24 protein-coding genes are annotated in these 24946 nt (G+C 29.3%); 17 read left to right on the forward strand and 7 right to left on the reverse strand.

The features are described from left to right. Positions 1-109 precede the first annotated feature (109 nt). From der to cheB, 12 genes are all read left to right on the forward strand, one after another. Positions 110-1549, forward strand: coding sequence for a ribosome biogenesis GTPase Der (gene der / locus HRT41_07135; protein NQY23792.1), 1440 nt, complete (start codon positions 110-112; stop codon positions 1547-1549). A 24-nt stretch (positions 1550-1573) separates the two neighbouring features. Beyond that, positions 1574-2212, forward strand: a complete 639-nt coding sequence (locus tag HRT41_07140) for a uroporphyrinogen-III synthase (GenBank protein ID NQY23793.1) — start codon at positions 1574-1576, stop codon at positions 2210-2212. A gap of 300 nt (positions 2213-2512) precedes the next feature. Next, a complete protein-coding gene (purD, locus tag HRT41_07145) occupies positions 2513-3778 on the forward strand; it encodes a phosphoribosylamine--glycine ligase (protein ID NQY23794.1) in 1266 nt (421 codons plus the stop codon). Positions 3779-3782: 4 nt separating this feature from the next. Then, positions 3783-4214 carry an RDD family protein gene (locus tag HRT41_07150; protein ID NQY23795.1) on the forward strand — a complete coding sequence of 144 codons (432 nt, stop codon included), beginning with the start codon at positions 3783-3785 and terminating at the stop codon, positions 4212-4214. Beyond that, entirely contained in the window at positions 4201-6300 is a 2100-nt protein-coding gene (locus tag HRT41_07155; GenBank protein ID NQY23796.1) for an LPS-assembly protein LptD, read from the forward strand. Before HRT41_07150 ends, HRT41_07155 begins: the two co-directional genes overlap by 14 nt. A 21-nt stretch (positions 6301-6321) precedes the next feature. Beyond that, complete coding sequence (locus HRT41_07160; protein NQY23797.1) at positions 6322-6969, forward strand: ABC transporter; 648 nt, start codon at positions 6322-6324, stop codon at positions 6967-6969. Between the two features lie 9 nt (positions 6970-6978). Next, entirely contained in the window at positions 6979-9156 is a 2178-nt protein-coding gene (locus tag HRT41_07165) for a polyribonucleotide nucleotidyltransferase (GenBank protein ID NQY23798.1), read from the forward strand. A gap of 75 nt (positions 9157-9231) precedes the next feature. Next, a complete protein-coding gene (locus HRT41_07170) occupies positions 9232-9600 on the forward strand; it encodes a response regulator (GenBank protein NQY23799.1) in 369 nt (122 codons plus the stop codon). A 17-nt stretch (positions 9601-9617) separates the two neighbouring features. Further along, positions 9618-11666, forward strand: coding sequence for a chemotaxis protein CheA (locus HRT41_07175; protein ID NQY23800.1), 2049 nt, complete (start codon positions 9618-9620; stop codon positions 11664-11666). Further along, complete coding sequence (locus HRT41_07180; protein ID NQY23801.1) at positions 11663-12505, forward strand: protein-glutamate O-methyltransferase CheR; 843 nt, start codon at positions 11663-11665, stop codon at positions 12503-12505. Before HRT41_07175 ends, HRT41_07180 begins: the two co-directional genes overlap by 4 nt. Continuing rightward, positions 12505-13182 carry a chemotaxis protein CheD gene (locus HRT41_07185; protein ID NQY23802.1) on the forward strand — a complete coding sequence of 226 codons (678 nt, stop codon included), beginning with the start codon at positions 12505-12507 and terminating at the stop codon, positions 13180-13182. Before HRT41_07180 ends, HRT41_07185 begins: the two co-directional genes overlap by 1 nt. 8 nt (positions 13183-13190) lie before the next feature. Further along, positions 13191-14252 (forward strand): chemotaxis-specific protein-glutamate methyltransferase CheB, encoded by a 1062-nt coding sequence (gene cheB / locus HRT41_07190; protein ID NQY23803.1) that lies wholly within the window; start codon positions 13191-13193, stop codon positions 14250-14252. A 2-nt stretch (positions 14253-14254) separates the two neighbouring features. On the opposite strand, the gene HRT41_07195 is transcribed toward cheB, so the two are convergent. The 6 genes from HRT41_07195 to HRT41_07220 form a co-directional block, all read right to left on the reverse strand. Continuing rightward, positions 14255-15313 carry a tyrosine-type recombinase/integrase gene (locus HRT41_07195; protein ID NQY23804.1) on the reverse strand — a complete coding sequence of 353 codons (1059 nt, stop codon included), beginning with the start codon at positions 15311-15313 and terminating at the stop codon, positions 14255-14257. Between the two features lie 100 nt (positions 15314-15413). Continuing rightward, positions 15414-15683: a hypothetical protein gene (locus tag HRT41_07200; protein ID NQY23805.1), complete on the reverse strand. Its 270-nt coding sequence runs from the start codon at positions 15681-15683 to the stop codon at positions 15414-15416. 3 nt (positions 15684-15686) lie between these two features. After that, positions 15687-16226 (reverse strand): hypothetical protein, encoded by a 540-nt coding sequence (locus HRT41_07205; GenBank protein NQY23806.1) that lies wholly within the window; start codon positions 16224-16226, stop codon positions 15687-15689. 43 nt (positions 16227-16269) lie between these two features. Next, complete coding sequence (locus tag HRT41_07210) at positions 16270-18237, reverse strand: M3 family metallopeptidase (GenBank protein NQY23807.1); 1968 nt, start codon at positions 18235-18237, stop codon at positions 16270-16272. 16 nt (positions 18238-18253) lie between these two features. Beyond that, on the reverse strand, positions 18254-19078 hold the full coding sequence (gene prmC / locus HRT41_07215) for a peptide chain release factor N(5)-glutamine methyltransferase (GenBank protein ID NQY23808.1): 825 nt from the start codon (positions 19076-19078) through the stop codon (positions 18254-18256). 83 nt (positions 19079-19161) lie between these two features. Next, entirely contained in the window at positions 19162-20229 is a 1068-nt protein-coding gene (locus tag HRT41_07220; GenBank protein ID NQY23809.1) for a coproporphyrinogen III oxidase family protein, read from the reverse strand. 55 nt (positions 20230-20284) lie between these two features. On the opposite strand from HRT41_07220, the gene HRT41_07225 reads away from it, so the two are divergent. From HRT41_07225 to folP, 5 genes are read left to right on the forward strand one after another with little or no spacing between them, the layout of a single operon-like run. After that, positions 20285-20776, forward strand: a complete 492-nt coding sequence (locus tag HRT41_07225; protein NQY23810.1) for an RNA pyrophosphohydrolase — start codon at positions 20285-20287, stop codon at positions 20774-20776. 15 nt (positions 20777-20791) lie between these two features. Beyond that, entirely contained in the window at positions 20792-22000 is a 1209-nt protein-coding gene (locus HRT41_07230) for an aspartate kinase (protein NQY23811.1), read from the forward strand. A gap of 2 nt (positions 22001-22002) precedes the next feature. Continuing rightward, a complete protein-coding gene (locus HRT41_07235) occupies positions 22003-22554 on the forward strand; it encodes a hypothetical protein (protein ID NQY23812.1) in 552 nt (183 codons plus the stop codon). A gap of 8 nt (positions 22555-22562) precedes the next feature. Next, on the forward strand, positions 22563-23183 hold the full coding sequence (locus tag HRT41_07240; GenBank protein NQY23813.1) for a DNA polymerase III subunit delta': 621 nt from the start codon (positions 22563-22565) through the stop codon (positions 23181-23183). Next, positions 23183-23989 (forward strand): dihydropteroate synthase, encoded by an 807-nt coding sequence (gene folP / locus HRT41_07245; GenBank protein NQY23814.1) that lies wholly within the window; start codon positions 23183-23185, stop codon positions 23987-23989. Before HRT41_07240 ends, folP begins: the two co-directional genes overlap by 1 nt. Here folP and HRT41_07250 read toward each other — a convergent pair whose 3' ends face one another. Then, entirely contained in the window at positions 23990-24820 is an 831-nt protein-coding gene (locus HRT41_07250; protein ID NQY23815.1) for a prephenate dehydrogenase, read from the reverse strand. Positions 24821-24946: the final 126 nt, after the last annotated feature.

Consider the following 24946-nt stretch of genomic DNA (forward strand, 5'->3'; position numbering starts at 1 on the left):
ATTAGAAGCTTCTATGTTTAAATTTCTAAGGTATTTTCTTAAATACTTTAGAAATTTAAACGTACTTCTTTTTTATCACATTGTATATGTTTAAATAAATAGGATAAGAATGCAAGATATAAAAGAATTAACAAAAATTGCTTTAATTGGACAACCCAATGTTGGAAAATCATCGCTTTTTAATAGAATTGCTCAGAAGCGTATTGCTATTGTATCTGAACAATCAGGAACTACAAGAGATATAAGAAAACACAGAGTTAGTATTTTTGATAAAGAAGCTCTAATGCTTGATACTGGTGGAATTGATGAAACAGATGATGCTATTTTTTCAGTAGTAAAAAGAAAAGCAATTGAAACAGCAAAAGAGTCTGATATCATACTTTTTATGGTGGATGGGAAAAAACTTCCTGATGAAAAAGACAAAGAATTGTTTTATGAATTACAAAACTTGGGTAAAAAACTGGCTCTTGTAGTTAATAAAATCGATAATGATAAAGAGATGGAAAGACTTTGGGATTTTTATGAGTTCGGAATTGGTGAAGAAAATTTATTTGCTATTTCTGTTTCGCATAACAGAGGAACAAAATCTTTAATGGATTGGATAAACAGATATTTACCTGAACCTTATGTTGAGCCTTCAGAAGAAGATGAAAACAAAGAATTAAATGAAGATGAATTAGATGAAAACTATGATGAAAAAATCACTGATGTTAATGAAACACAAGAAGATGATAATAAATTAAGAGTGGCTATTATTGGAAGAGTGAATGTTGGTAAATCTTCTATTCTAAATGCACTTCTTGGTGAAGAGCGTTCTGTAGTATCTCCCATTGCTGGTACTACTATTGATCCTGTTGATGAAATGTATGAATACAAAGACAAAGAGATTACTTTTGTTGATACGGCTGGATTAAGACGAAGAGGGAGTATTGAAGGTATAGAAAAATATGCTTTAATGCGAACAAAAGAGATGTTACAAGTAGCAAACTTAGCGTTATTAGTTCTTGATGCTTCTGAGCCTTTTGTTGATTTAGATGAAAAAATTGCTGGTTTGGTTGATGAGTATGGATTAGGTACTATTGTTGTTTTAAATAAATGGGATAATAATATTGAAACGTTCAAAAAAGTAGAAGAAGAAATTAGAACACGTTTTAAATTTTTATTTTATGCTCCTATTATTGCAGTATCTGCAAAAACAGGACGATCTATTGATAGATTAAAAGATAAATTAATAGAAATTTATGACAATTATTCACAAAGAATAACTACGTCTGTATTAAATGCAACAATAGAAGAAGCAGTTAGAAGACATGCTCTTCCTAGTCCTAATGGTGCGTATTTAAGAATTTATTATACTACTCAATTTGAAACGAAACCGCCAAGAATTGCGCTTATAATGAATAAACCTAATTTACTGCATTTCTCTTATAAAAGGTATTTGATTAACTTTTTACGCTCAAATATTGATTTTGATGGAACACCTATACATTTAGTTGCTAGAAAAAAAGGTGAAAGAGACAATAACGAAGAAGAATTTTTAGAAGAATAAAAAGATTATAAAAAAGGTTTAGATATGTCTAATATTTATCTTCTAAATAATCAAAAACACGAGGGAGTAATTAATCTAAAAGTTTTTAGGATTAATTACCTTCCTTTTAAAGCAGATTTCTCACAATATAATGCTTTAATTTTTACATCTAAAAATGCCATTACTTCACTTCTTCCACATAAGGGTTTATGGGAAAGTATTGATTCTTATGCAATTGCACCTAAAACAAGTGAAATTTTATTATCCCATCATTCAAAACTAGTATTTGTTGGAAAAACGTCTCATGGTAATGATTTTGCAAAAGAACTGATTCCTTTATTAAAAGATAAAAATGTTTTATATATTTCTGCTAAAAAAACTGTTTCTAATTTAGTCTCACTTTTAACAAATGCAAAAATTAACATAAAACAACAAATCACTTATGAAACCGTATGTTCAAATGAAGATAAAATGTATATTTCAAAGAATGCTGTTATTATCTTCTCCTCTCCTTCTTGTATTGAATGTTTTTTTAAACAGTACTCTTGGGATAAATCTTATAGAGCTGTTCTTATCGGTAAAACTACAGCTTCTTATTTCCCTTCTAACTTAGATTATGCAATAAGTGCTAAACCAAATATCAAGTCTTGCATTAACTTAGCTAAAGAACTTTATAATAAATAAGATAATTCTTTTTTATGCTCTAAATTTAAACTATAATTTAAATTTACTTTGCTACAATTACGGTATCTAGGTAGCTCGGGATTTCCATTGTTGAGGGTCCGATACTGTATTTTTGCGAGTAAATGTAGATGTATGGTGTGCAGTGTTTCTTTTTGTTTACACTCCTGAAGTACAACTCTTACATGCAGTGATTGGCTTTTATGGGCCAAATTGATGGTTAACGACTACTTGGTACTTTATTTATTAAAGAGTGTTTTTTAAACATTGTTTTATAAATAATATTTAATGCAAGGATTTTTAGTGAAGATTTTGATACTTGGAAGTGGTGGTAGAGAATACTCAATGGGTTTGAGTATTTCTAATGAAAAAGAGCATGAATTATTTTTTATGCCAGGAAATGGTGCTACTTCTGACTTAGGTACAAATATTAATATTGAAAATTATAATGAATTGTGTTCTTGGGCAATTACTAAAAAAATTGATTTAACTATTGTTGGTCCAGAAGCTCCTTTAGTTGATGGTATTGTAGATATTTTCAAAGCAAAAAATTTGGTAATTTTTGGACCAAGTAAAGCGGCCGCTAGACTTGAAGGTTCAAAAGTGTATATGAAAAATATGCTTAAAAAATTTAACATTCCTACTGCTGCTTTTTTAGAAACAAGCAAAGCAGAAGAAGCTTACTCTTTTATTGATAATATGAACACTCCCATCGTTGTAAAAGCAGATGGTTTATGTGCTGGAAAAGGTGTAATAATAGCAGCATCTAAAGAGGAAGCAAAAGAAGCAGTAAAAGATATGTTAAGTGGAAGTTCTTTTGGAGATGCGGGGAAAGCTGTTATTATAGAAGAATTTTTAGATGGTTATGAACTATCCGTTTTTGCTATTTGTGATGGAGAAAATTATAAAGTATTACCAGCTGCCCAAGATCATAAACGTCTTTTAGATGGTGATAAAGGACCTAATACTGGGGGAATGGGTGCTTATGCTCCAACCCCTTTGGTTGATGAGGAACTTTATAAAAAAATTGAAGATAGGGTTATTAAACCAACACTTGAGGGAATGAAAAAAGAAGGGGCTTCTTTTGAAGGTGTTCTTTTTATTGGTGTTATGGTAGTAAAAGGTGAGCCTATTATTTTGGAATACAATGTGCGGTTTGGGGATCCTGAGTGCGAAATACTATTGCCATTAATTAAAAGTAAAGTTTCTGATCTTTTTTATAAAGCAGCAACAAAAGACTTATCTAATTTAAACATTGTTATGAAAAATGATTATGCTGTTGGTATTGTAATGGCAAGTGGAAATTATCCTTACTCTTCATCCCAAGCTGCTGAAATTATTGTGGATGAAATAATTGATGAAGACTTAAAAAATAATTCTCATATTTCTTATGCAGGTGTAAAAAAAGAAGATGGAAAACTTTTTGCAAGTGGTGGAAGAGTTCTTGTTTGTGTTGGTTTTGGGAAAAACATTAATGAAGCAAGAAACAGAGCATATGCTTTATGTGGTCAAGTTCACTTCTTAGGAAAAAAACTAAGAACTGATATCGCTTACCAAGCATTAAAGTAAGCCTATGAACAACAGCAATGAACTAGAATTAGCTTCCATTCAAGCAAGAATAAAAGCCTTTGTTATTGATGATATATTAATGACTGTTTTGATTATTTTTGTTTTTTGGGAGTTATTTACTAAAAACAATACGTCAATGGAAGAGTTATTATTAATTATGAATGAATTTGTTTATCAAATTGTTTTTATTAAGTTTGTTTATCATACTTTCTTTATCTGGTATTATGGAGCCACTTTGGGTAAATTATTTGCAAAAATCAAAGTCATTGATAATGACAATTTAGGAAAAGTGTCTTTTTTAAATGCTGCCTTTCGCTCAAGTGCTAGAGTAGTGTCTGAAATGCTGTTTTATATTGGTTTTATAATTGCTTTTTTTAATGATGGCAAAAGAACATTTCATGATATGTTAGGTAGGACTGTTGTTGTTAGTGCGTAATTATATATTTTTAATCTCATTTTTATTTATTTCTTTTGCACAAGCTGCTATAGAAACACAAAAGTTGCAAATTCTTGCAGCTAAAGTTACTACAAATAACGATACCCTAATAGCAACAGGAGATGTTGTTATTTATTCTCCTAAATATTATATCACTGCTGATAAAGTAATTTATGATAAAAAACTTGAAACGTTGGAGCTTTTTGACAATGTAATTATTATAAAAGATAATAAAATAAAAACACAAAGTAATTATTCCTTTTTAGATATGAAAAAAGATGAATTATTGCAGAACCCCTCTTTTCTTATAAACAATGCAAGTAATGTATGGATTGATACAAATGTTATGACAAAAGAAAACGATGAGTTTTCTTTTGGCTCTGCTGTTATTTCTTCTTGTGATTGTATTGATCCTATGTGGAGTTTGCGTTTTTCTTCTGGATATTACGATGAGTTAGATCAATTTATCCATACTTTTAATACGCGATTGTATATAAAATCTATGCCTATTTTTTATACACCATATTTTGGTTTCTCAACCAATACAAATAGAAGAACAGGGCTTTTGAGACCTACTATTGGTTTTTCAAGCGGAGAGGGTTTTGTTTACTCTCAACCCATTTTTTATGCACCAGAAGCTAATTATGATTTTGAATTTGTGCCTCAATATAAATCAAATCGAGGAGTGGGATTATATTCTTATTTTAGATATGCCGATTCTGCTTATTCAACATTAAAAGTTAAAGTTGGGGCCTTTAAAGAACAAGATTCTTATTATAAAGAACATGACTTAGACAATCAAAAACATTATGGATGGGATTTAGATTATGTACGTAGTAATTTATTCTCCGATAATGAAAACAATAAAGATGCATTATTTGTTTCTCTTTCTTATTTGAATGATGTAGAATTTATTACTTTAGAAGGGGATGAATCTGCTCCAAGTGATAAAAAAATCACATCTAAAATTAATTATTATTTTAATACTCCTTCTTATTATGCAGGAACTTATTTAAGATACTATTTAGATCGTTCAATTGATGATAATTCTTCTACTCTTCAACAGTTACCACAGGTACAAGCACATAAATATATTGATTCCGTTTTTTATGATAATTTACTTTATTCTGTTGATGTTAAAAATACGAATTACACCAGAGAAAATGGTTTAAATGCGAATATGACAGATGTTAATGTTCCTATTTCTTTAAGTTTTTCTTTTTTTGATGATTTTTTAAATCTTACTTTAAGTGAAGAACTTCAATTGTCAAAAATAGATTATTCTAATTCTTCAAGGGATTATGAAAATGCATATTTAGCACAAAACTTGCATGTTTTAGATTTATCTACGGATTTAATAAAACCCTATAGCTCATTTATTCATACGATTAATTTGTCTTCTAAATTTACTTTTGCAGATACGTTAAAACAAAGTGGTGATATTTATAAGATTAATGGTGAAAATCAAGATGACAGTGATTTATCTTCTTTTTCATTAAGCAAAAATGAACGTTCGGTTGCTTTAGGGCTTAATCAGTCTTTTTACTCACAAATTGATTTATCACAAATTATTAATCATAAAATGACACAAAATATTACCTATGATAGCAGTGGAAATTCAAAATTGACCAATTTGGAAAATACACTAAGTTATAATTTTGATTTGGGAACTTTTTCTAATAGATTTGTTTATTCAAATGAAGATAAAACATTTATTGAGAATTCCACAACAGTAAAATTTGACTTTAATGATTTTGGAACAAGTGTAGGGCATTATAAATCTAAGGATACTCCCAATTCTAATAAAGATGATTTAGAATCTGCAAATATTGCTTTGCGTTACAAAATAAATAAAAAATATAATATTGCTTATAAGCAAAATTATAATATTCATGATAAAATAAAAAGTAAAGAAAGTTTTATATTTTCTATATCTGAAGATTGTTGGGCTTTATCCTTAGAATTACGAAATGAAATAATTACCAGTTCAAGTGCTGATACTACTAAACAAAGTATAATATTTATTAATTTTGAGTTAAAACCAATAACAAGTGTTCGTCAAAAATTTAAAATAAGAGAAGAATAATATTGATGATAAAGAGTTGAAATGAAAACAGATAAGGTTTATTTTAAAAATAGAGAAGATGCGGCAAAGCAGTTAATTGATATTTTGCCAATTGAAGAAATGAAACTTGAAGATTGGATAGTATTTTCTACCTCTGCAAGTGGATACAGTATTGCTAAAATAGTTGCAAAAGCTTTAAATGCAAAAGTAGATTATTTATTTTGTGCTAAAATATATACACCAAATAATGATGAATGTGAGATTGCAATTGTTAGTGAATCGCAAGAAGTTGTGATTCACGAAGAGTTGGCTAAGTCTTTTGATATTTCTTTGGATTATGTATATTCTAAATCCAAAATAATGCATGAAAATCTTCTTAATGAGAAGGTTTATAAGTTTAGGAATAATAAAAGACTTGTTAATTTAGAAAATAAAAATGTTTTATTAGTAGATGAAGGATTAAATACGAGTTTAACAATGATGGCGTGTATTAAAACAGCCATCAATTTAAAAGCTAAGTCTGTATCCGTTGCTGTTCCTATTATACCAAGTGCTAGTATACAGGTGATTGAGTCTATAGCAGATGATTTATACTATAAAAAAAATATTGCACATTTTATTAATATAAAACATTATTATGAAGAATTAGAAGAAGTTAAATTTATAGATATTTTAAATATAAAGAATTAAGGAAAAAATATGTCAACAGTGTGTGAATTTGAATTAAATAATAAAGAAGAACTGTTTCAGTTTAATAAAGTTGCTAAACAAGCAAATGGTTCAGTAATGTTAAGTTTAGGAAATGCAGTTGTATTAGCAACTGTTGTAAGTGAGTTTGATAATCCTGTTTCAGAAGATTTTACGCCTTTAACAGTACAGTATATTGAAAAAACATATGCAGCAGCTAAATTGCCCGGTGGTTTTATTAAAAGAGAGGCAAAACCAAGTGAGTTTGAAACCTTAACATCAAGAGTAATTGATAGAAGTTTACGCCCTTTATTTCCAAAAGGTTATGTTTATCCTACTACAATAACTGTTATTGTATTTTCTGCTGATAAAGAAGTTGATTTACAAGCTCTTGCTTTAAATGCGGCAAGTGCTGCTTTATATACGTCTAATTTACCTATTAGAAAATCAGTAGCAGCAGTTAGAATTGCTAAAATTAATAATGAACTTGTTGTTAATCCAGAAATGTCTTTGCTTAATGAATCTACATTAGATTTATTTGTTGCAGGATCAAAAGATGAATTGTTAATGATTGAAATGAAGGCTATTTCATCTTTAGATATGGTTGAAGTTGATATTGAAGCATTTACAAAAGTTCATAATACCAATGAAATAAATGAAGATGATTTAATTGAAGCTATAGCTCTTGCACAAAGTGCATTAAATGAAATTAATACTACTTATGAAGGTGGTTTTGAGTCTGTTTGTAAAGAACAAGAAGTTGTAAATTTACTTTCTTCTTCATTAAAAGAGGAAGTTCTGGAATACATTAGAGATAATTTTTCTTCTGATATTAAAGAGGCTATAAAAAAACTTGCAAAAAGTGAAAGAGCAAATGATCTTAAACGAATATCTAAAGAAGTAAGTGCTAATGAATATTGCAAAAAAGAAGAACTTGAATATGCTTCAATTTATGAAGCAGTAAACATAGTAAAAAGAGAACTGGTTCGTTCAATGATTGTTAATGATAAAGTTAGAGCTGATGGTAGAGGTCTTAAAGATGTAAGAGCTATTAGTATAGAAACCAATATTTTACCTTCTGCTCATGCTTCTTGTTTATTTACAAGAGGAGAAACACAAGCTTTAGTAGTAGCTACTTTAGCAGGTCATAAAGAAGGGCAAATGTATGAAAAACTTACAGAGAAATCTACTTCAATGGACAATTTTTTACTACATTATAACTTCCCTGGTTTTTCAGTAGGAGAAGCTAAACCTATGTTCAATGTGAGCAGAAGAGAATTAGGTCATGGTAATTTAGGTAAAAAAGCGCTGGAATCATCAATTGATAAAGATTATTCTGAAACAGTTAGACTAGTATCTGAAATACTTGAATCCAATGGTAGTTCATCTATGGCTACAGTTTGTGGAGGTTCTTTAGCGTTAAAAGCAGCAGGTGTTCCTGTTTCTACCTTAATTGCAGGTGTTGCAATGGGAATGGTAACTGAAGGTGATAAATATTCAATTCTTACTGATATTATGGGCCTAGAAGATCATGATGGAGATATGGATTTTAAAGTTGCTGGTTCTTCTAAAGGAATTACGGCTTTACAAATGGATATTAAATTAGGTGGTATTGAATTAGATGTTTTAAAAGAAGCATTATATCAAGCAAAAGAAGGTAAAGATCATATTCTTGAACTTATGGAAGAAGCAGCAAAAGGAATTATTCCAAGTTCTGCTTTACCATTAATTGAACAATTTAAAATTGATCCTTCTAAAATAATGGTTGTTATTGGAAAAGCAGGTTCTACAATTAAAGAAATAATTGAGAAATTCTCTGTATCTATTGATCTTGACAGAGATTCAGGAAATGTAAAAGTTAGTGGAAATTCACAGCAAAGTATTTTAGATGCTTGTGCACATATTAAAACAATATCTGACAACGCACCTGCAAGAAAAGAAAAAAAATACATTAATTTTGAAGAACTTTACAAAGTTGATGACGTAATGATGGGAAAAATTGAAAGAATTGCGGATTTTGGAGCATTTATTGTTCTTCCTCAAGGTGGAGAAGGATTATTGCATATTTCAAAAATATCGAAACAAAGAGTTTCTAATATTAATGACTTATATAAAGTTGGTGATGAACTTGAAATTAAAGTATTAAAAGTGAAGAAAGACCGAATAGAGCTCGCACTATCAACATTATAAATTTATTCTAGTTTAATATTTCTTAGGCTATCATATAAAAAATAACATTTTATTAAATTAAAGAAGGAAGACTATATGGCAAAACTTTTAATTGTAGATGATTCTACTATGCTAAGAGATATGTTAAATTATGCATTAACAGAAGGGGGGTATACTGATGTAACTGAAGCAGTTGATGGTGTTGATGGCTTAGCAAAAGCAAAACTTGCATCTTATGACCTTATAATTACCGATGTTAATATGCCAAATATGGATGGCCTTACTTTAATTACAGAATTAAGAAAAGTGCCTGCATACATTAAAAAACCAATTCTAGTTTTAACAACAGAAAGAAGTGACGAAATGAAAGCAAAAGGGAAAGCAGCAGGAGCTACAGGCTGGATTGTTAAACCTTTTGTTCCAGATCAATTATTAAAAGCTGTCAATATTGTATTAAGTAGATAAAAACTGAAAGGTAAATCATGTCATTTGATATTTCAAAATATAGAGAAATGTTCGTAGAAGAAGCCGAAGAACTTTTTGAATCAGCAGATAATGTATTATTATCAGCAGAAGCTAATGGCTCTTTAACTGAAGAAGAAATGGGACAATTGTTTCGTGATGTACATACCTTAAAAGGTAGTGGTGCCTCTGTTGAATTAACACTTTTTGCTAAGTTTACTCATAGTGTTGAAAACTTAATGGACAAACTAAGAAATCATAAAATTGAATATTTGCCTGAAATGGCAGGTGCATTGATTGATGCTATAGACATAATGAAAGAATTGCTGGAATTAGAAGTTGATAATGAGTTAAGCGAAGAAATCTTTGTAGAAAGAACTGCTGCACAACTTGTTGTTATTAATGCATATTCTGAAGGTACAGTAGAAACAGAAGCAGTAGCTCCTGTCGCTCCTGTTGCTACACCTTCTGTAAAAGCACCTGTTCATGAAGAAAATGATAACTTTGGTTTCTTTGATGATGATTTAGAAAACACTCAAAATAAAAAACCTTACGGTATTTTTGCTGATGATGATATTTCTAATGATACTAGTAATGATGCTTTTGGATTTTTTGATGATGAATTAGAAGAAATTTCTAAAAATACTGAAACAAAAAAATTAAAAGAACATCAAGAAGAAGACAACTTTGGATTTTTTGATGATGTTCCTGCTGTGACACCTGCTTCAGAAATGCAAGCACAAAGTCCTTCTCAAGAAGTAGTTGTGCAAAAAAGTGCAGAAGTAGTAAAAGCCCCAGTAGCTGCTGTTAAAAAAGCTGATGATACTAAAGAAAAACCTATGAAAAAAGCATCATCTACTAATAATATCAGAGTAAATCTTGATAAAATTGATTTATTAATGAATAATGTTGGAGATTTAGTTATTACAAATGCTATGTTGACTCAATTTACTTCAACCATTGATGATACAAAAACGAGAAACTCAGTTCTTGAGCGTTTAGAGTTACTCGAGAGACATATAAGAGACATGCAAGATTCAATTATGAGTATTCGTATGGTTCCAATGGAATCTATTTACTCTAAATTTCCAAAAGTTGTAAGAGATATTTCTAAAAAACTTTCTAAAAAAGTAGAATTTAAACATTTTGGTGATAATGTTGAAATTGATAAAGCAATGATTGAAGGTTTAACTGATCCATTGATGCATATTATTAGAAATTCTCTTGATCATGGTTTAGAAATACCAGAAGATAGAGTTAAAGCTGGAAAAGATGAAGTTGGTATTATAACTATTTCTGCTGAACAAGCAAATGGTCAAATGATTATTACTATTGAAGATGATGGTAAAGGTATTGATTATGAAAAAGTTGCTGCAAAAGCCCTGGAAAATGGATTAATTGACGAAAACGAATTTAATACTATGACAAAAAATGAAAAAGCCATGCTTGTTTTTGGAGCAGGTGTTTCTACTGCTGATCAAGTAACTGATATTTCTGGTCGTGGAGTTGGAATGGATGTTGTTAAAACCAATATTCATAAACTTGGTGGTGCTCTTAAACTTGATACGGAAATAGGTGAGGGTACTACTATTACAATTATGTTACCTCTTACTTTAGCTATTTTAGATGGTTTAGATATTGCTGTTGGAAATCAAAAATATATTTTACCATTAAGTTCAATTGTAGAATCTCTTCAGCCTACAGCTGAAATGATTAAAAAAATTGGTGACGGAAGTCAAGATTTATTGATGTTAAGAGAAGAATTTATTCCAGTAGTTAGACTACATAATTTATTTGGAGTTGAGAGAACATTTGATAATTTAGAAGATGGTATGTTAATTGTTGTTAAATCAGGAACTACAAAAGTTGCTATTTCAATTGATGAATTTTTAGATCAACATCAAGTTGTTGTAAAACCATTAGATAAAAACTTCAGAGCAGTAGAAGGTATTGGTGCTGCAACGGTTAGAGGAGATGGAAGTATTGGTTTAATTCTTGATATTCTTGGAATTATTAATGCACAATTAAAAGTTGATAAGGGTGTAACTGATTCTAAAAGAGCTTCATAATGGAAGAAAATACCCTTCATTTACATGAAAAAGTAAAAAAACTTCTTTATTCTTTGACGGGAATTACTCTCTCTGAGAATAAAGACATTATGATTGCTAATAGACTACATAAACTCAGACGTGATACCAGTTTTTCTGGTGATTTAGAGGAGTTATTGGATTCTATTAAAGAAGGTCATAATACTACAGAGTTTATTAACTCTTTTACTACAAATAAAACACACTTTTTTAGAGAAGACTTTCATTTTGAAGATTTAAAAGACAGGGTTCTTCCTTCTTTTAAAGCAGGTGATAATATTAAAATGTATTGTTCTGCATCTTCTACTGGGGAAGAACCCTATTCTATGGCGATGACAGTACTTGAAGCGCAAGAAGAACATAACTGTAGATACTCTGCTTCAATAATTGCTACAGATATTGATACCAATGTTCTACAATATGCTGCCAATGGGGTATATCGTTTTTCGAAATCTTCTAAAGAATTTCCTTCTTGGATTAAACCTTCTAAATATTTTAAAAAAAGAGTAAACAAAACATTAGCAAGTGAAGAAATACTGATTAAAACAAAACCAGAATTACAAAAAATGGTTTCTTTCCAAGCAATGAATTTAAATGATAATGTATATCCATTTTCTTCTAATCAGTTTGATGTTGTATTTTGTCGAAATGTTTTAATATATTTTTCAACTCAAGATCAAAATAAAATATTAAAAAAACTTTTTAAACACCTCAAAATTGGGGGAACATTATATTTAGGACACTCAGAGAATCCTCAAGATTTAATTTCTTATGTGGATAGAGTGGGCCAAAATATTTTTATAAAAAATAAGGAAATCTAGTGGTTGTTATTGGACATAAAGACGGAAGTATTGAAAAAGCTTCTAATACTAGGTTTACTCAAAAAATAAAAGGTTACAATGCTCACACCGTAATTGGTGGAGAGTTTGCTGTGGCACAAGATATTGATAATATTGCTTTTAAAACGCTTCTTGGTTCTTGTGTTGCTATTATGTTTTTTGATAAAGTTAAAAAGATAAGAGCAATGAACCATTTTTTACTTCCAAGTACTCAAAATTCAAACAATGATATGAAATATGGTTTGTATTCTGTTGAAGCCATGTTAAATGAGATGTATAAAATGGGATGTTCTAAAAATAATATGTATGCAAAAATAAGCGGTGGCGCAGATATTATGCAATTAAATATTGGTGGTGGCATGGGGTCAATAGGGCATAGAAATGTTGAATTTGCAAAAGATTTTTGCAAAACTGAAGGTTTTAAACTTTTATCTGAACATACAAGAGGCGAACACGGTCGTTTGATCTTATTAACGAATGAGTTTAGTACCTATATTAAAGTAACCAGCAAATCAGCTACTGATGCAGAAATTGCAAAAGATGAAAGAAATCTTCAAAAAGAAATTACCAAAGAGCCTGTTATTAAAGAATATTCAAAAGGTGTTGATTTATTTGGAGATGACACTGCAGAGCCTGAAATGGAAATAGAATTATTTTAGGAGTGTAAATGTATACCGTATTAGTTGTTGACGATTCTAAGTCAATGAGAATAATGTTAGAAGACATGATTAATTCAATTGACGAATTTGAAGTAGTTGCTTCAGCTGATGATGCTTTTGAAGCAAGAGATAAGATTAAAGAATATGAACCTGATTTGGTTACAATTGATCTTAATATGCCCAAAATGGACGGTGCCGTTTTTTTGCGTAATCTAATGCGTTTACATGCTATGCCTGCTGTTGTAATTTCAAGTGAAAGTGAACGAGGCAATGATATTTTTGATGATGGAGCTGTTGGCTTTATTCCTAAACCAAGTCCAGGGGAATCCTTAGCTACTTTTCAAGAAAATATTAAAGAAACACTTTTAAATCTTACTTTTTTACTAAAAAGATATACCTTGAAAAAACCAAAAGGAACTAGAATAGTTAAAACGGCTGAGCCAACTTACAAAGTACATCCGGATGAAGTAATTAAGAGCAAACCTGCTTTATTACCAGGTTCTAAAGTTATTGCAATTGGAAGTTCAACTGGTGGAGTTGACTCACTTTTACAAGTTTTTTCTAAATTAAGTGGGGATTTACCCCCTATTGTCATGACACAACATATACCCTATGGCTTTTCAAATTCATTTGCCCACAGGTTAAATGACCATTCTTTAATTAATGTAAGAGAAGCAAAAAATGGAATGGTTCTTAAAAATGGCCATGCTTATTTAGCTCCTGGGAATATGCATATGACAATTAAAAAAATAAACAAAGAATATATTGTTGAATTATTAGATACCAAAAAGGTTTCTTTTCATAAACCAAGCGTAAATGTAATGTTTCGTTCAATTAATAATGTTGTTGGCTCAAGTGCAATGGCTGTAATGATGACAGGTATGGGAGATGATGGTACAATTGCTATGAAAGAAATGCATGATAATGGTATTTATACCCTCGCTCAAAATGAAGAATCTTGTGTTGTTTTTGGAATGCCTGCAAAAGCGATTGCGAGTGGGGCTGTAAAAGATATTGTTCATTTAGACGATATTGCAAAAAGTATTATGGCTTTTTCTAAAAGAAGATAAATTTATAAATCATCCATAACAGATGTTGCTGCTTTTAATCTGTCTTGATCAAAATGCGTATAAATTCTTGAAGTATTTAAATCAGCATGTCCCAATGCTTCTTGAACTAAAATCAAATCTTTATTTTTTTTATATAAACGTGTTGCAAAAGTATGCCTTAACATATGAGCGCCATTTTTGTCTTTTCTAATTCCTGCTTGCAAAAGAATTTTATCCATTATATACGAGACATAAGGTTGTGTTAAAGCTTTTCCTGTTCTTGAAATAAAAAGTAAAGCAGAACCGTCTTGATATTCTTGGTATTCATTTAAATCTTTTTGTATGTATTTTTCATGAATCATTGCAATTCTTTGTTTATTTCCTTTCCCAGAGATTTTTATAACATAATATTGATTTTCTAAATACATGTCTTTTCTTTTGATTCCAAGTGCTTCTGATACTCTCATTCCTGTGTATAAAATGATTTTTATCAATAACCTGTTTTTTGCAAGAGAATAGGGCTTAAAAGGTGTTGTCTCCACAGCCTCCAAGAAGCGTTTTATCTCTGCATCGTGCATAAACGTAGGAAGTTTTGAACCTCGTGTACCTCCTAAACCTGCCCAATTCTTCAGCTCAATATTATAAACATAAGAGTTTTCATTCTGATCTTGGTTTTGTTTATCAATATATTTAAACAATGCAATAATCGCCATACGGTAGTTTTTTTTACTGGCATCAGATAAAGAAGACGTATGAACCGCTAAAAAATCAATAATAAATTCTTCATCAATTTCTTTCATAGAAGCAAAGCCTAACTTAATAAATTCATAATAAAGTTTCTCAACAGGATTAATATAAGTATTGATACCAATTAGTCCAATGCTTCTAGCTTGTTTTGCAAGTGTTTTTAATTCTTCCATAGAATTTAGTTCTTGACTTAAGGTTTTGAGTATTTTTTGAAATACATCTTTATCGTTAACTTGCCTGTTTGATAAGGTGGTTAATTTAGAACGTATAAAGTTTTGTATCCAGAAAAGGAAGGTTTTATCAAAAGTGTTCAAAAAATCTATTTCATATCTCATTGTTTAACCTAATCGTATTATTAAATTCTAATTGATGAAAACATAAATTTTCACAGTCTTAATGCTTTCATTACTTTATAACGAATAGTAATAAAATATTCTACCAAAGACTTGTTGTCTCTTCTTGGCTTAAATCAGTTTCAAGATAAATATCTTCATTGTAATCCAAATACAAAGTATACTCACCAAAAGAAAAACTCTTTTCTATGTCTTTTTTATTTAAATAGTTGTTTTCATTAAAAGAGCATAAATCAGCTAAATAATACTCAGCAAGAGAAGGTGCCATATTATCAACACTTTTCTCCAAAGAATTAAAATCTTCAACCCCAAAAGTAGTAAATAAAAGTGTCTTATTTATTTGGGTTAACATTAATTATTTAAATCCATTTAATAAAGATGCCATTCTATTAAGGTCGAGTTTACCATCATCTTGTTTTTTCTGTTCGTTGTTTATAGGGGTATTATTATTTACACTTAAAACAATATTTTCTACTTTATTTTCAATAATATCTTTGTTTTTCTCTTCTTCGTTTACATCTTCTTTTTCAACAGCATCAAAAATATTTTCTGTATTTAAAGCAAAGTCATTCTTTTCTTCTTCAAAAGAAGGGGTTTCATTTTTTATAACATCCCCTACTTGTTTATTTCCAAGTAAGTTTTGTATTTTCCCAAGCATTGAATTAATATTGGTATTCTCTTTTTGGTTATTGTCTTGTATATTGTCTAAATTATCTTCTAAACTTACTTTATCATCTTTTAGATTATTAATATTACTTTCTAGTTCATTTTTTGCATCTTCAAGTTCTTCAATTGTATTTTTAAGTGAGTTATTCTCATTTTGTAAATCTTCATAGGCACCTATTAGTGTATTTAAAGCATCGCTTAATTTTGCTATTGTTTCTGAGTTGTTCATTAAAAATCCTTGTTATATATATAAAGATGTATTATTGCAAAATTTAACTAATAATACCATCAATTTTCAAAAGAGAATCAACATTTGGAGTCCTATTTGTTAAATTAAAAAATAGTTTGTCCATATCAATTGAACCACCCTTTTGCAAAATATTTTCTTTGTATTTTAAAGCCAATTCTTTATTAAGAATTTTTTTGGAATCTATAAACATATAAAAAGCATCTGCACTTAAAACTTCTGCCCATTTATAGGAATAATAACCAGCCGAATAACCACCTGCAAAGATATGTGCAAAACCATTTTGAAATTTATTATATGAAGGTGGCAATAAAGTGGAGTACTTTTTTCGTAATGAATCAAGTAAATCTTGCGTTTCTTGCTCATTTAAACCAGCTTTTTGATACATCTTAAAATCAAATAATGCAAATTCTACTTGCCTAATTGTAGCAAGTGAGCTTTGAAAGTTTTTTGCTTTTATTATTTTATCAATGGCTTCATCGCTTAATACTTCTTTTGTTTCATGATGAAAAGCAAAAAGTTTTAATACTTCTTTATCGTAAGAAAAATACTCCAAAAACTGAGAAGGGAATTCTACTGTATCCCAAGTAACCCCCGATATCCCTGATACATAAGGTTCTTCAACACGAGATAATAAGTGATGTAAAGCATGTCCCATTTCATGAAATAAGGTTACAACATCACTGTGTCTTAAAAGAGATTTTGTAGTTTCAGTAGAAGTAGGAAAATTACAAACAATATAAGCCGTAGGAAGGTGTTTTTTGCCCTTGGCATCAATATAATGAGTATGCCAGTTATTCATCCATGCACCCCCTCTTTTGTCCTTCCTAGCTTCTAAATCAATATATATACGAGAAGAGAGAATATTGTTTTCATATAAGTCATAAACTTTTACTTTATCGTCCCAAGCTTTTTCTTTGACTTCTTTGAACTCTACTTCAAAAATTTTGTTTAAAAAGTTAAAAAAGCCTTTTAAAACAGAGTCTTGTTCAAAATAGGGTCTGTAATATTCTTCATCAATATCATATTTTTCTTTTTTTAGTATTTCTGAATAATAGGCAAGATCATAAGTTTGTATATCTTTAAGCCCATCTTTTAATGCAAGTTCTCTTATTTCATCTAATTCTTTTGAGGCAGAACCTATAGCTTTTTCACCAAGTTCCTCTAAAAATGAAATAACTTCCTCTTCACTTGTGGCCATTTTGCTCATTAATGAATAGGCAGAATAAGAAGAAAAACCAAGAATAGTAACTTTTTCATTTTTTAGTGCCAAAATCTCTTCAATTATTTTTGCATTTTGTGGTGCTCTTGTGCAATACGCTTTGTATATTTCTTCTCTGTAAACTCTAGATGTACCATAAGTAATATACGCAATATATGAAGGCATTTGTAAAGTGAATTTATATTTTGTTTTTCCTTCTTCTTCAAAACGTGCCAATTCCAAATCTGATTTAGGAATTTCTTTTACTGCATCTTCTTCTTCAATAATTAATTCATAAGCATTTGTTGCATCCAATAAATTTTGTGAAAACTTTTGAGAGAGAGTAGAAAGTTTTAAATTTAATTCTTTTAAAATATCTTTCTTTTCTTGATTTAAATGAGAACCACTTAGTTTAAAATCTTTTATTTCATTTTCAAGAACTTTATTTTGTATATCATTTAAAGAGGTTTTATACTTATCCTGTATATCTTTTATAGCTCTATAAATACTGTCATTTTGACTTAGCTCAGTTTCATAAATAGATATAAGTGGAAGACATTCTTCATAAACTTTTTGTGTTAATTCAGAATTTTTAACAGAGTCAATATGAAAAATGGGTGTAATAAATTCATTTAAGTTCTCCCCTACTTCTTGATATGGTTTTACAAAATTGTTATAGTCTTTATTTGGTATTTCTAAAAGTGCTTCAATTTTATTTTTTGATTCTTCTATATATATTTTTAATGTATCTTTTGAGTTTTCTAAATTATCTAAATTAAATTCTTTAAACATGTATATCCTTATTTTTTTATTTTTTGAATGAAAGAGTAAAACCTCGATCAAAGTTTTCATAATCTTTGTAAAATTCTAATTTTTTATATTCAAACTTGTTTATAAAGCTTCTTAAAGGTTTTTCTTGATCATAACCCATTTCGCAAGCTAGGTATTGTATATTTCTATTCTTGGTTGCTATTATTATCTTCTTGAGAAGTTCATCTCCCTCTTCTCCTCCAAATAGTGCATTAGATGGTTCATATCTTACATTTTTTTCTAAATCAAAATTATTTTTGATATAAGGAGGATTTGAAACCACCATATCATAAGTATCTTCTTTGATATTTTCAAATAGATTTGAGTGTAAAAATGTAATTTTATGCTCAACTTCATGATACTTAGCATTCTTTTTTGCAAGTTCCAATGCTTTATCATTAATATCTACTGCAATAATAGAAATATTTGGAATTAAACGTGCTAACATCACTGAAATTATTCCAGAACCAACACCTATCTCAATTATTTTGGGATTGGCTATTTTTTCTAAAATAGGAAGTACTTTCTCAATTAATAGTTCTGTTTCTGGTCTGGGTATTAAAACACCCTCTTGCACATGAAATTGTTCTCCATAAAAAGAAGCCTTGTTCGTAAGGTATTCAAGTGGAAAATTCTTTTTTCTTTTTTCTACCAATTCTTTTAACTCTTTTTCTTTTGAAAATTCTTCATTATAATTTAAATGCAACCAAATAATATTTTTAGAAAGAAGATGCAGTATTAATATTTCAACTTCTTTTGCTGGTATATGGGTGATATTTACTAAATGTTTTGCATATTCTTTTACCGTATTCTTTATCGTCATTGCTTCTTGCCTTTATTCAAAAGATCTTCTTTTGAAAATATATTATATCTTTTTTTATTTTGAGTTTATTAAATCCATGCTTTTTAATCTAAGATATACAAAACTACTTCATCACTTAATAAATAGTTCTTATTGTATATTGTGCCATTTTTTTCACTCAACTTATTTTCACTTATTAAAAATTCTGCTCGTTTTAATTCTTCTTTATTTAATAAAGATTTATTTACACCCACTTGTGACCTTAAACCTAAAAGAATTTTCTCTGTTTTTATATCATCATCACTCAAAATCTCTATATCTTTAAACAAAGGTGTTTCTATATATTTTTCAATATCTTTAAGAGGGTAAAGTCTTTGTTTATTAATATATCCAACAGCACCTGTTCCTATTCCTAAATATTCTTTATGTTGCCAGTATCCAAAATTATGAGATGATTTACTTTCTTCATTAATTGCAAAATTTGATATTTCATATTGTTCTAAACCCATACTTTTTATTTCATCAAATATTTGATAAGAAAGCTCTTCATCATCTATTTTCATATAGGACTTATTAAAAAACTTTGTACCCTCTTCTATGATTAAACTGTAGGCACTTAAGTGAGTAATTGGAAGTGTTCTTATTATGTCTAAATCTTCTTTAATTGACTCAAAAGTGTCTCCTTTGACACCATATATTATATCGCAGTTAATACCTTTAAAACCTATACAAGCTGCATTTTGTATAGCACTTATAGCAGATATAGACTTATGCGCACGACCCAAAGCTTTTAACTTGTGATCTTTGAAACTTTGAACCCCAAAAGAGATTCTATTTACCCCATGTGCTTTCATAGCTTCTTGCCATTCTTTTGTTGCAGAATTGGGATTGGCTTCAGTGGTTATTTCTATGTCCTTTATTAAATAAGGTTTAATGATTTTAAAGACTTTTTCATACAAAGATGCTTCAACGCAAGAAGGCGTTCCTCCTCCTATGAAAACCGTTTCTATTTTTTTATCAGTATTTTTTAAGTACAAATCTATGTCATGTTCTAATTGTTCTTCTAAAGCCTTCATATAAGCTACTTTTAGCTTAAATTTATCGACATAAGAGTTAAATGCACAGTAGTAACATTTACTGTCACAAAAGGGTATATGTATGTATAAAAGCAATTCTTAATCCTAATTTTAATATAATTTCGCGCTAATTATAAGGAAAACTAGATTTATGATAGATAAAACGAAACAATTAAATAAAACAAAAAACTATAGAAAAAATGTAGCCGCTGTAATTTTAAGTGAAAATTATCCTAATAAATTTGAAATCTTTATTGCATCAAGATGTGATATCAAAGATGCTTGGCAATTTCCACAAGGTGGAATCAACGAAGGTGAAACACCTGAAGAAGCTTTGTACAGAGAGCTTGAAGAAGAAATTGGCACTTCTGATATAAAAATAATTGCAGAATATCCTTCTTGGATAAGTTATGATTTTCCAAGTGAGCTTGCGTTAAAAATGAAACCGTATGATGGACAAATACAAAAATATTATTTGGTTAAATTAAATAAGAATGCTAAAATCAATATTAATACCGAAATACCAGAATTTAATGAATTTAAATTTGTAAAAAGCTCAGATATTTATGAGCATATAAGTGTTTTTAAACGTACTGTGTATACAGAAGTTTTAAAATACTTTAAAAAAGAAGGTTATATTTAAAAAAGGGAAGAGTTTATGTTAAAAGTACTAAAATTTGGTGGTACTAGTGTTGGAACACTGGACCGAATACAAAATGTCGCAGAAATTATTAAAAAAATAAAAAACGAAGGTCACGATGTAATTGCAGTAGTTTCAGCAATGAGTGGTGAAACCAATAAATTAATTGAATACGCAAATACATTTGCTAAAAAACCTACATCTCACGAGCTGGACATGCTTTTAAGTTCAGGTGAACGAGTGACGTCAGCATTATTATCTATTGCTTTAAATGAACAAGGATATGTAGCTACATCAATGAGTGGAAGAGAAGCAGGAATTGTTACTGATAATTCACATACAAAAGCAAGAATAGAACATATTGATACAAAAAATATGGCTCATGCGATTAAAGAAGGTAAAGTAGTAATCGTTGCAGGTTTTCAAGGTGTAACTAAAGATGGACGTATCTCAACATTGGGGAGAGGTGGGAGTGATTTAACAGCAGTTGCAATTGCAGGTGCTATTAAAGCGGATGTTTGTGAAATATATACTGATGTAGATGGTATTTATACTACAGACCCTAGAATTGAACCAAAAGCAAAAAAATTGGATATGATTTCTTACGATGAGATGTTGGAATTAGCATCTTTGGGTGCAAAAGTTTTACAAAACAGATCCGTAGAAATGGCAAAAAAATTAAATGTAAATTTAGTATCAAGAAGTTCTTTTACTCCTGAAGTTGAAGGAACCTTAATTACAAAGGAAGAAAATATTATGGAAAAACCCTTAGTCAGTGGAATCGCATTAGATAGAAATCAAATCAGAGTAGGAATGTATAAGGTTAGAGATATTCCTGGAATTGCTGCTACTATTTTTACAGCTCTTGCAAGTGCTGATATCAATGTTGATATGATTGTGCAAACAGTAGCAGTTGATGGAAGAACAGACCTTGATTTTACTATTCCTACAGACGATTTAGAAACATGTGAAAGCGTAATGAAAATATTTGAAGAAGATGTTGAAAATATTGATTACAATGAAGATGTGTGTAAAGTATCTGTTGTTGGTGTTGGAATGAAGTCTCATACAGGTGTTGCTGCTAAAGCTTTTTCTGCTATGGCAAAAGAAAATATTAATATCAGAATTATTTCTACGTCTGAAATTAAAATATCAATGATTATTAGCCAAAAATATGCAGAACTAGCAGTTCGCGCTTTGCATGATGCTTACAACTTGGATAAATAATAGTGCAAGAATTTATTAATTGGACCGTTGATACAATAAGAGAAGACAAACTTTTAGCACCATGGTTAGAGGAGCGAAAATTTGATTGGACTCCTTTAGTATCTAAATCAATTGTAAATATCTTAGATAAAGGGTGCTCTGTTATTGTTATTACTGACAGTGATAGAGAATGGTTTTTAAACTATTGTTTAAGCAATATAAATCATAAAACACTGCACAGACCTTATTTGCCTTTTTATGATTTTAAGTCCTTTTATTCAAAATTAGAGCAAGTGAAAAATGAAGATGATATTTCTTATATTAAAGATATGTTAAATATCTCTTTCCCTAATGGCTATTGTTTCTGGTATATAGGACGTGGACAAGATTCAAGAGCAATAATTCCTAAAATTTCAAAAAACTCTTTTTTGTGGTTATTTGATGATGAACAACAAGATGCTTTTAATTTAAGATCTTCAGACGAAGCATTGGATATGAAACTCTTACAAATGTTTCGTTTGTATAATAAAACTATTTCTGCTACTTTATTTGCGCAAGTGAATGTAGAGAATTAAGGACAAAAATGATTATTGATTCTTCTTATATATATATTGTTAATGACATAGATGAAATGCTGGAAATAGTTTCATCTTCTTTATCTAAACACAATACTCGTATTATTAGAAATATAGAAAAAGATGATTTTTTATTGCAGCAAGCCAATTTAGTAATTAAAGAAGCTTATATTGCAAGTAATGAAAGAAAAACAATTATTTTATGTGGAAATACTTTTAGAAAAGAAGCGCAAAATGCTTTGCTCAAGATTTTAGAAGAACCTCCACGAAATATTGTATTCATAATAATTACCACGTCAAAGTCTTCTTTATTACCAACCATTCTTTCAAGAATGCCGCATAAATTTCTTAAAAAAAGTATAAAAAGACAAAAATGTGATTTAGATGTTTTGAACTTAGATTTAAAAACGCTTTATTCTTTTTTAAAAAAAGAGCAAAAAATAACAAAAAATGATGCAAAGATTCTTGTTGAAGATGTTTTATTTCAATTGCAAAAAGAGAAAATACTTCTTTCTTCAAAAGAATTGGAAGTATTTTCGAAAGCACTCAAATTACTCGAGCTAAATTCTCGCCCTATTTCCATAATTACTGCCTTATTATTAACCCTCGTTCAAAGAAAAATTACCTAATGTTTAAAAAAACAAAAATTATGGGAGTTATTAATGCAAATGAAGACTCTTTTTTTACAGGTTCCAGATTTAATGGACTAAAAGCAGTAGAGAAAATATACAATATGATTGATGATGGTGCTGATATTATTGACATTGGGGCTGTTTCTTCTAGGCCTGGTTCAAAATTGGTTTCAAAAGAAGAAGAATTTCTTAGATTAAAAGAACTTATTTCTTTGATAAAAACGCATAAATTGTATGACTTAATTGAATTTTCACTTGATTCTTATACGCCTTTGGTATTAAAACATGCCCTAGATGCTGGTTTTACTATTATTAATGATATAACAGCCTTATCAAATGATGAAGTTTGTACCTTGGCAGCTTCTTACAACGCAACAGTTGTATTAATGCATATGCAAAACTCTCCTTTAACCATGCAAATTAAACCAGAATATAAAAATGTTACAAATGATATTGAGCTTTTTTTTAAAGAAAGAATAAAGAAAGCAAAATCTTTTGGGATTAAAAATTTAATATTAGATGTAGGTATTGGTTTTGGAAAAACGTTGGAGCATAATATTACTTTAATTAATAACTTAAAACAATTTTCAATTTTTCCTTATGAAATATTAATTGCAGCAAGTAGAAAATCAATGATCAATGATATTGTGCCCACAGAAGTTAAAGATAGGCTCCCTGGGACCTTAACTATTCATTTAGAAGCCATACGTAATGGTGCAAGTATTGTACGTACTCATGACGTTAAAGAGCATTTTCAAGCAATCAGAGTGTACGAAGCACTAAAAAGTGCTTCTTTAAATTAATTAAAGTATTTCATGTAAAGTATTGGCTTTTTTCATCCAATCTTTTAAATCCTCATAATCATCACTTTCAAGCATTCTTTTTACTTTTTTCATATGAAGTTCAAACATATCAATGGATTCTAATAAATTCTCTTTATTTTGTCTAAAAATATCCGTCCACATATCAGGAGACGATTTGGCAATACGACTCATATCTTTAAATCCACCAGCAGCAAGGGCTATAATTGATTTTGGGTCTTCTTTTGACATAACAGTATTTGCTAGTGAAAAAGAAATAAGATGGGGTAAATGCGACATAAAACAAGCATGGACATCATGTTCTTTAGCATCCATAACAATAATTCTCATACCAATGGCTTGGAAAATTTTAAAGGCTTTATTTACATGAATATTGGTATTTTTTTCTAAATCACAAAAAACAATTGTTTTTCCTTCATATAATTCATGCATAGCAGCACTTGGACCATTTTTCTCATTTCCTGTCATCGGATGAGCTGCTACAAAATTTTCTCTTATTGATGCAGGAATATTTTTTGTAATAATTTCTTTTGTTGAGCCCATGTCTATAATCGTTGTATTTTTTGAGATCCCTTCTAATAAAGGCATCATTTTTATGATTGAATCAACAGGAATTGCCAAAATAATAACATCAGATTTTTCTTTTAATTCTTCTATATTTAATAAATCATCAACCAATGCGAGTTCTGTTATTTCTTTTTTGGTTTTTTCATTGTGAGCATAACCATAGACTTTCTTAGCAATATTATATTTTTTTAGTGCTTTTGCAATGGATCCTCCCATTAAACCTAAGCCAATTATTCCAATATTCACGTAAATCCTTTTCTTTATCAATTATTTATTTATGAAAATGAGAGTTATTATATCTTATTCAATCTATCTATAAACTTTATTTTGCTATATTAATTGCTTTATTTTATAACAAAATTAAGGATTAAA

Source organism: Campylobacteraceae bacterium (assembly GCA_013215945.1).
Taxonomy (GTDB): Bacteria; Campylobacterota; Campylobacteria; order Campylobacterales; family Arcobacteraceae; genus NORP36.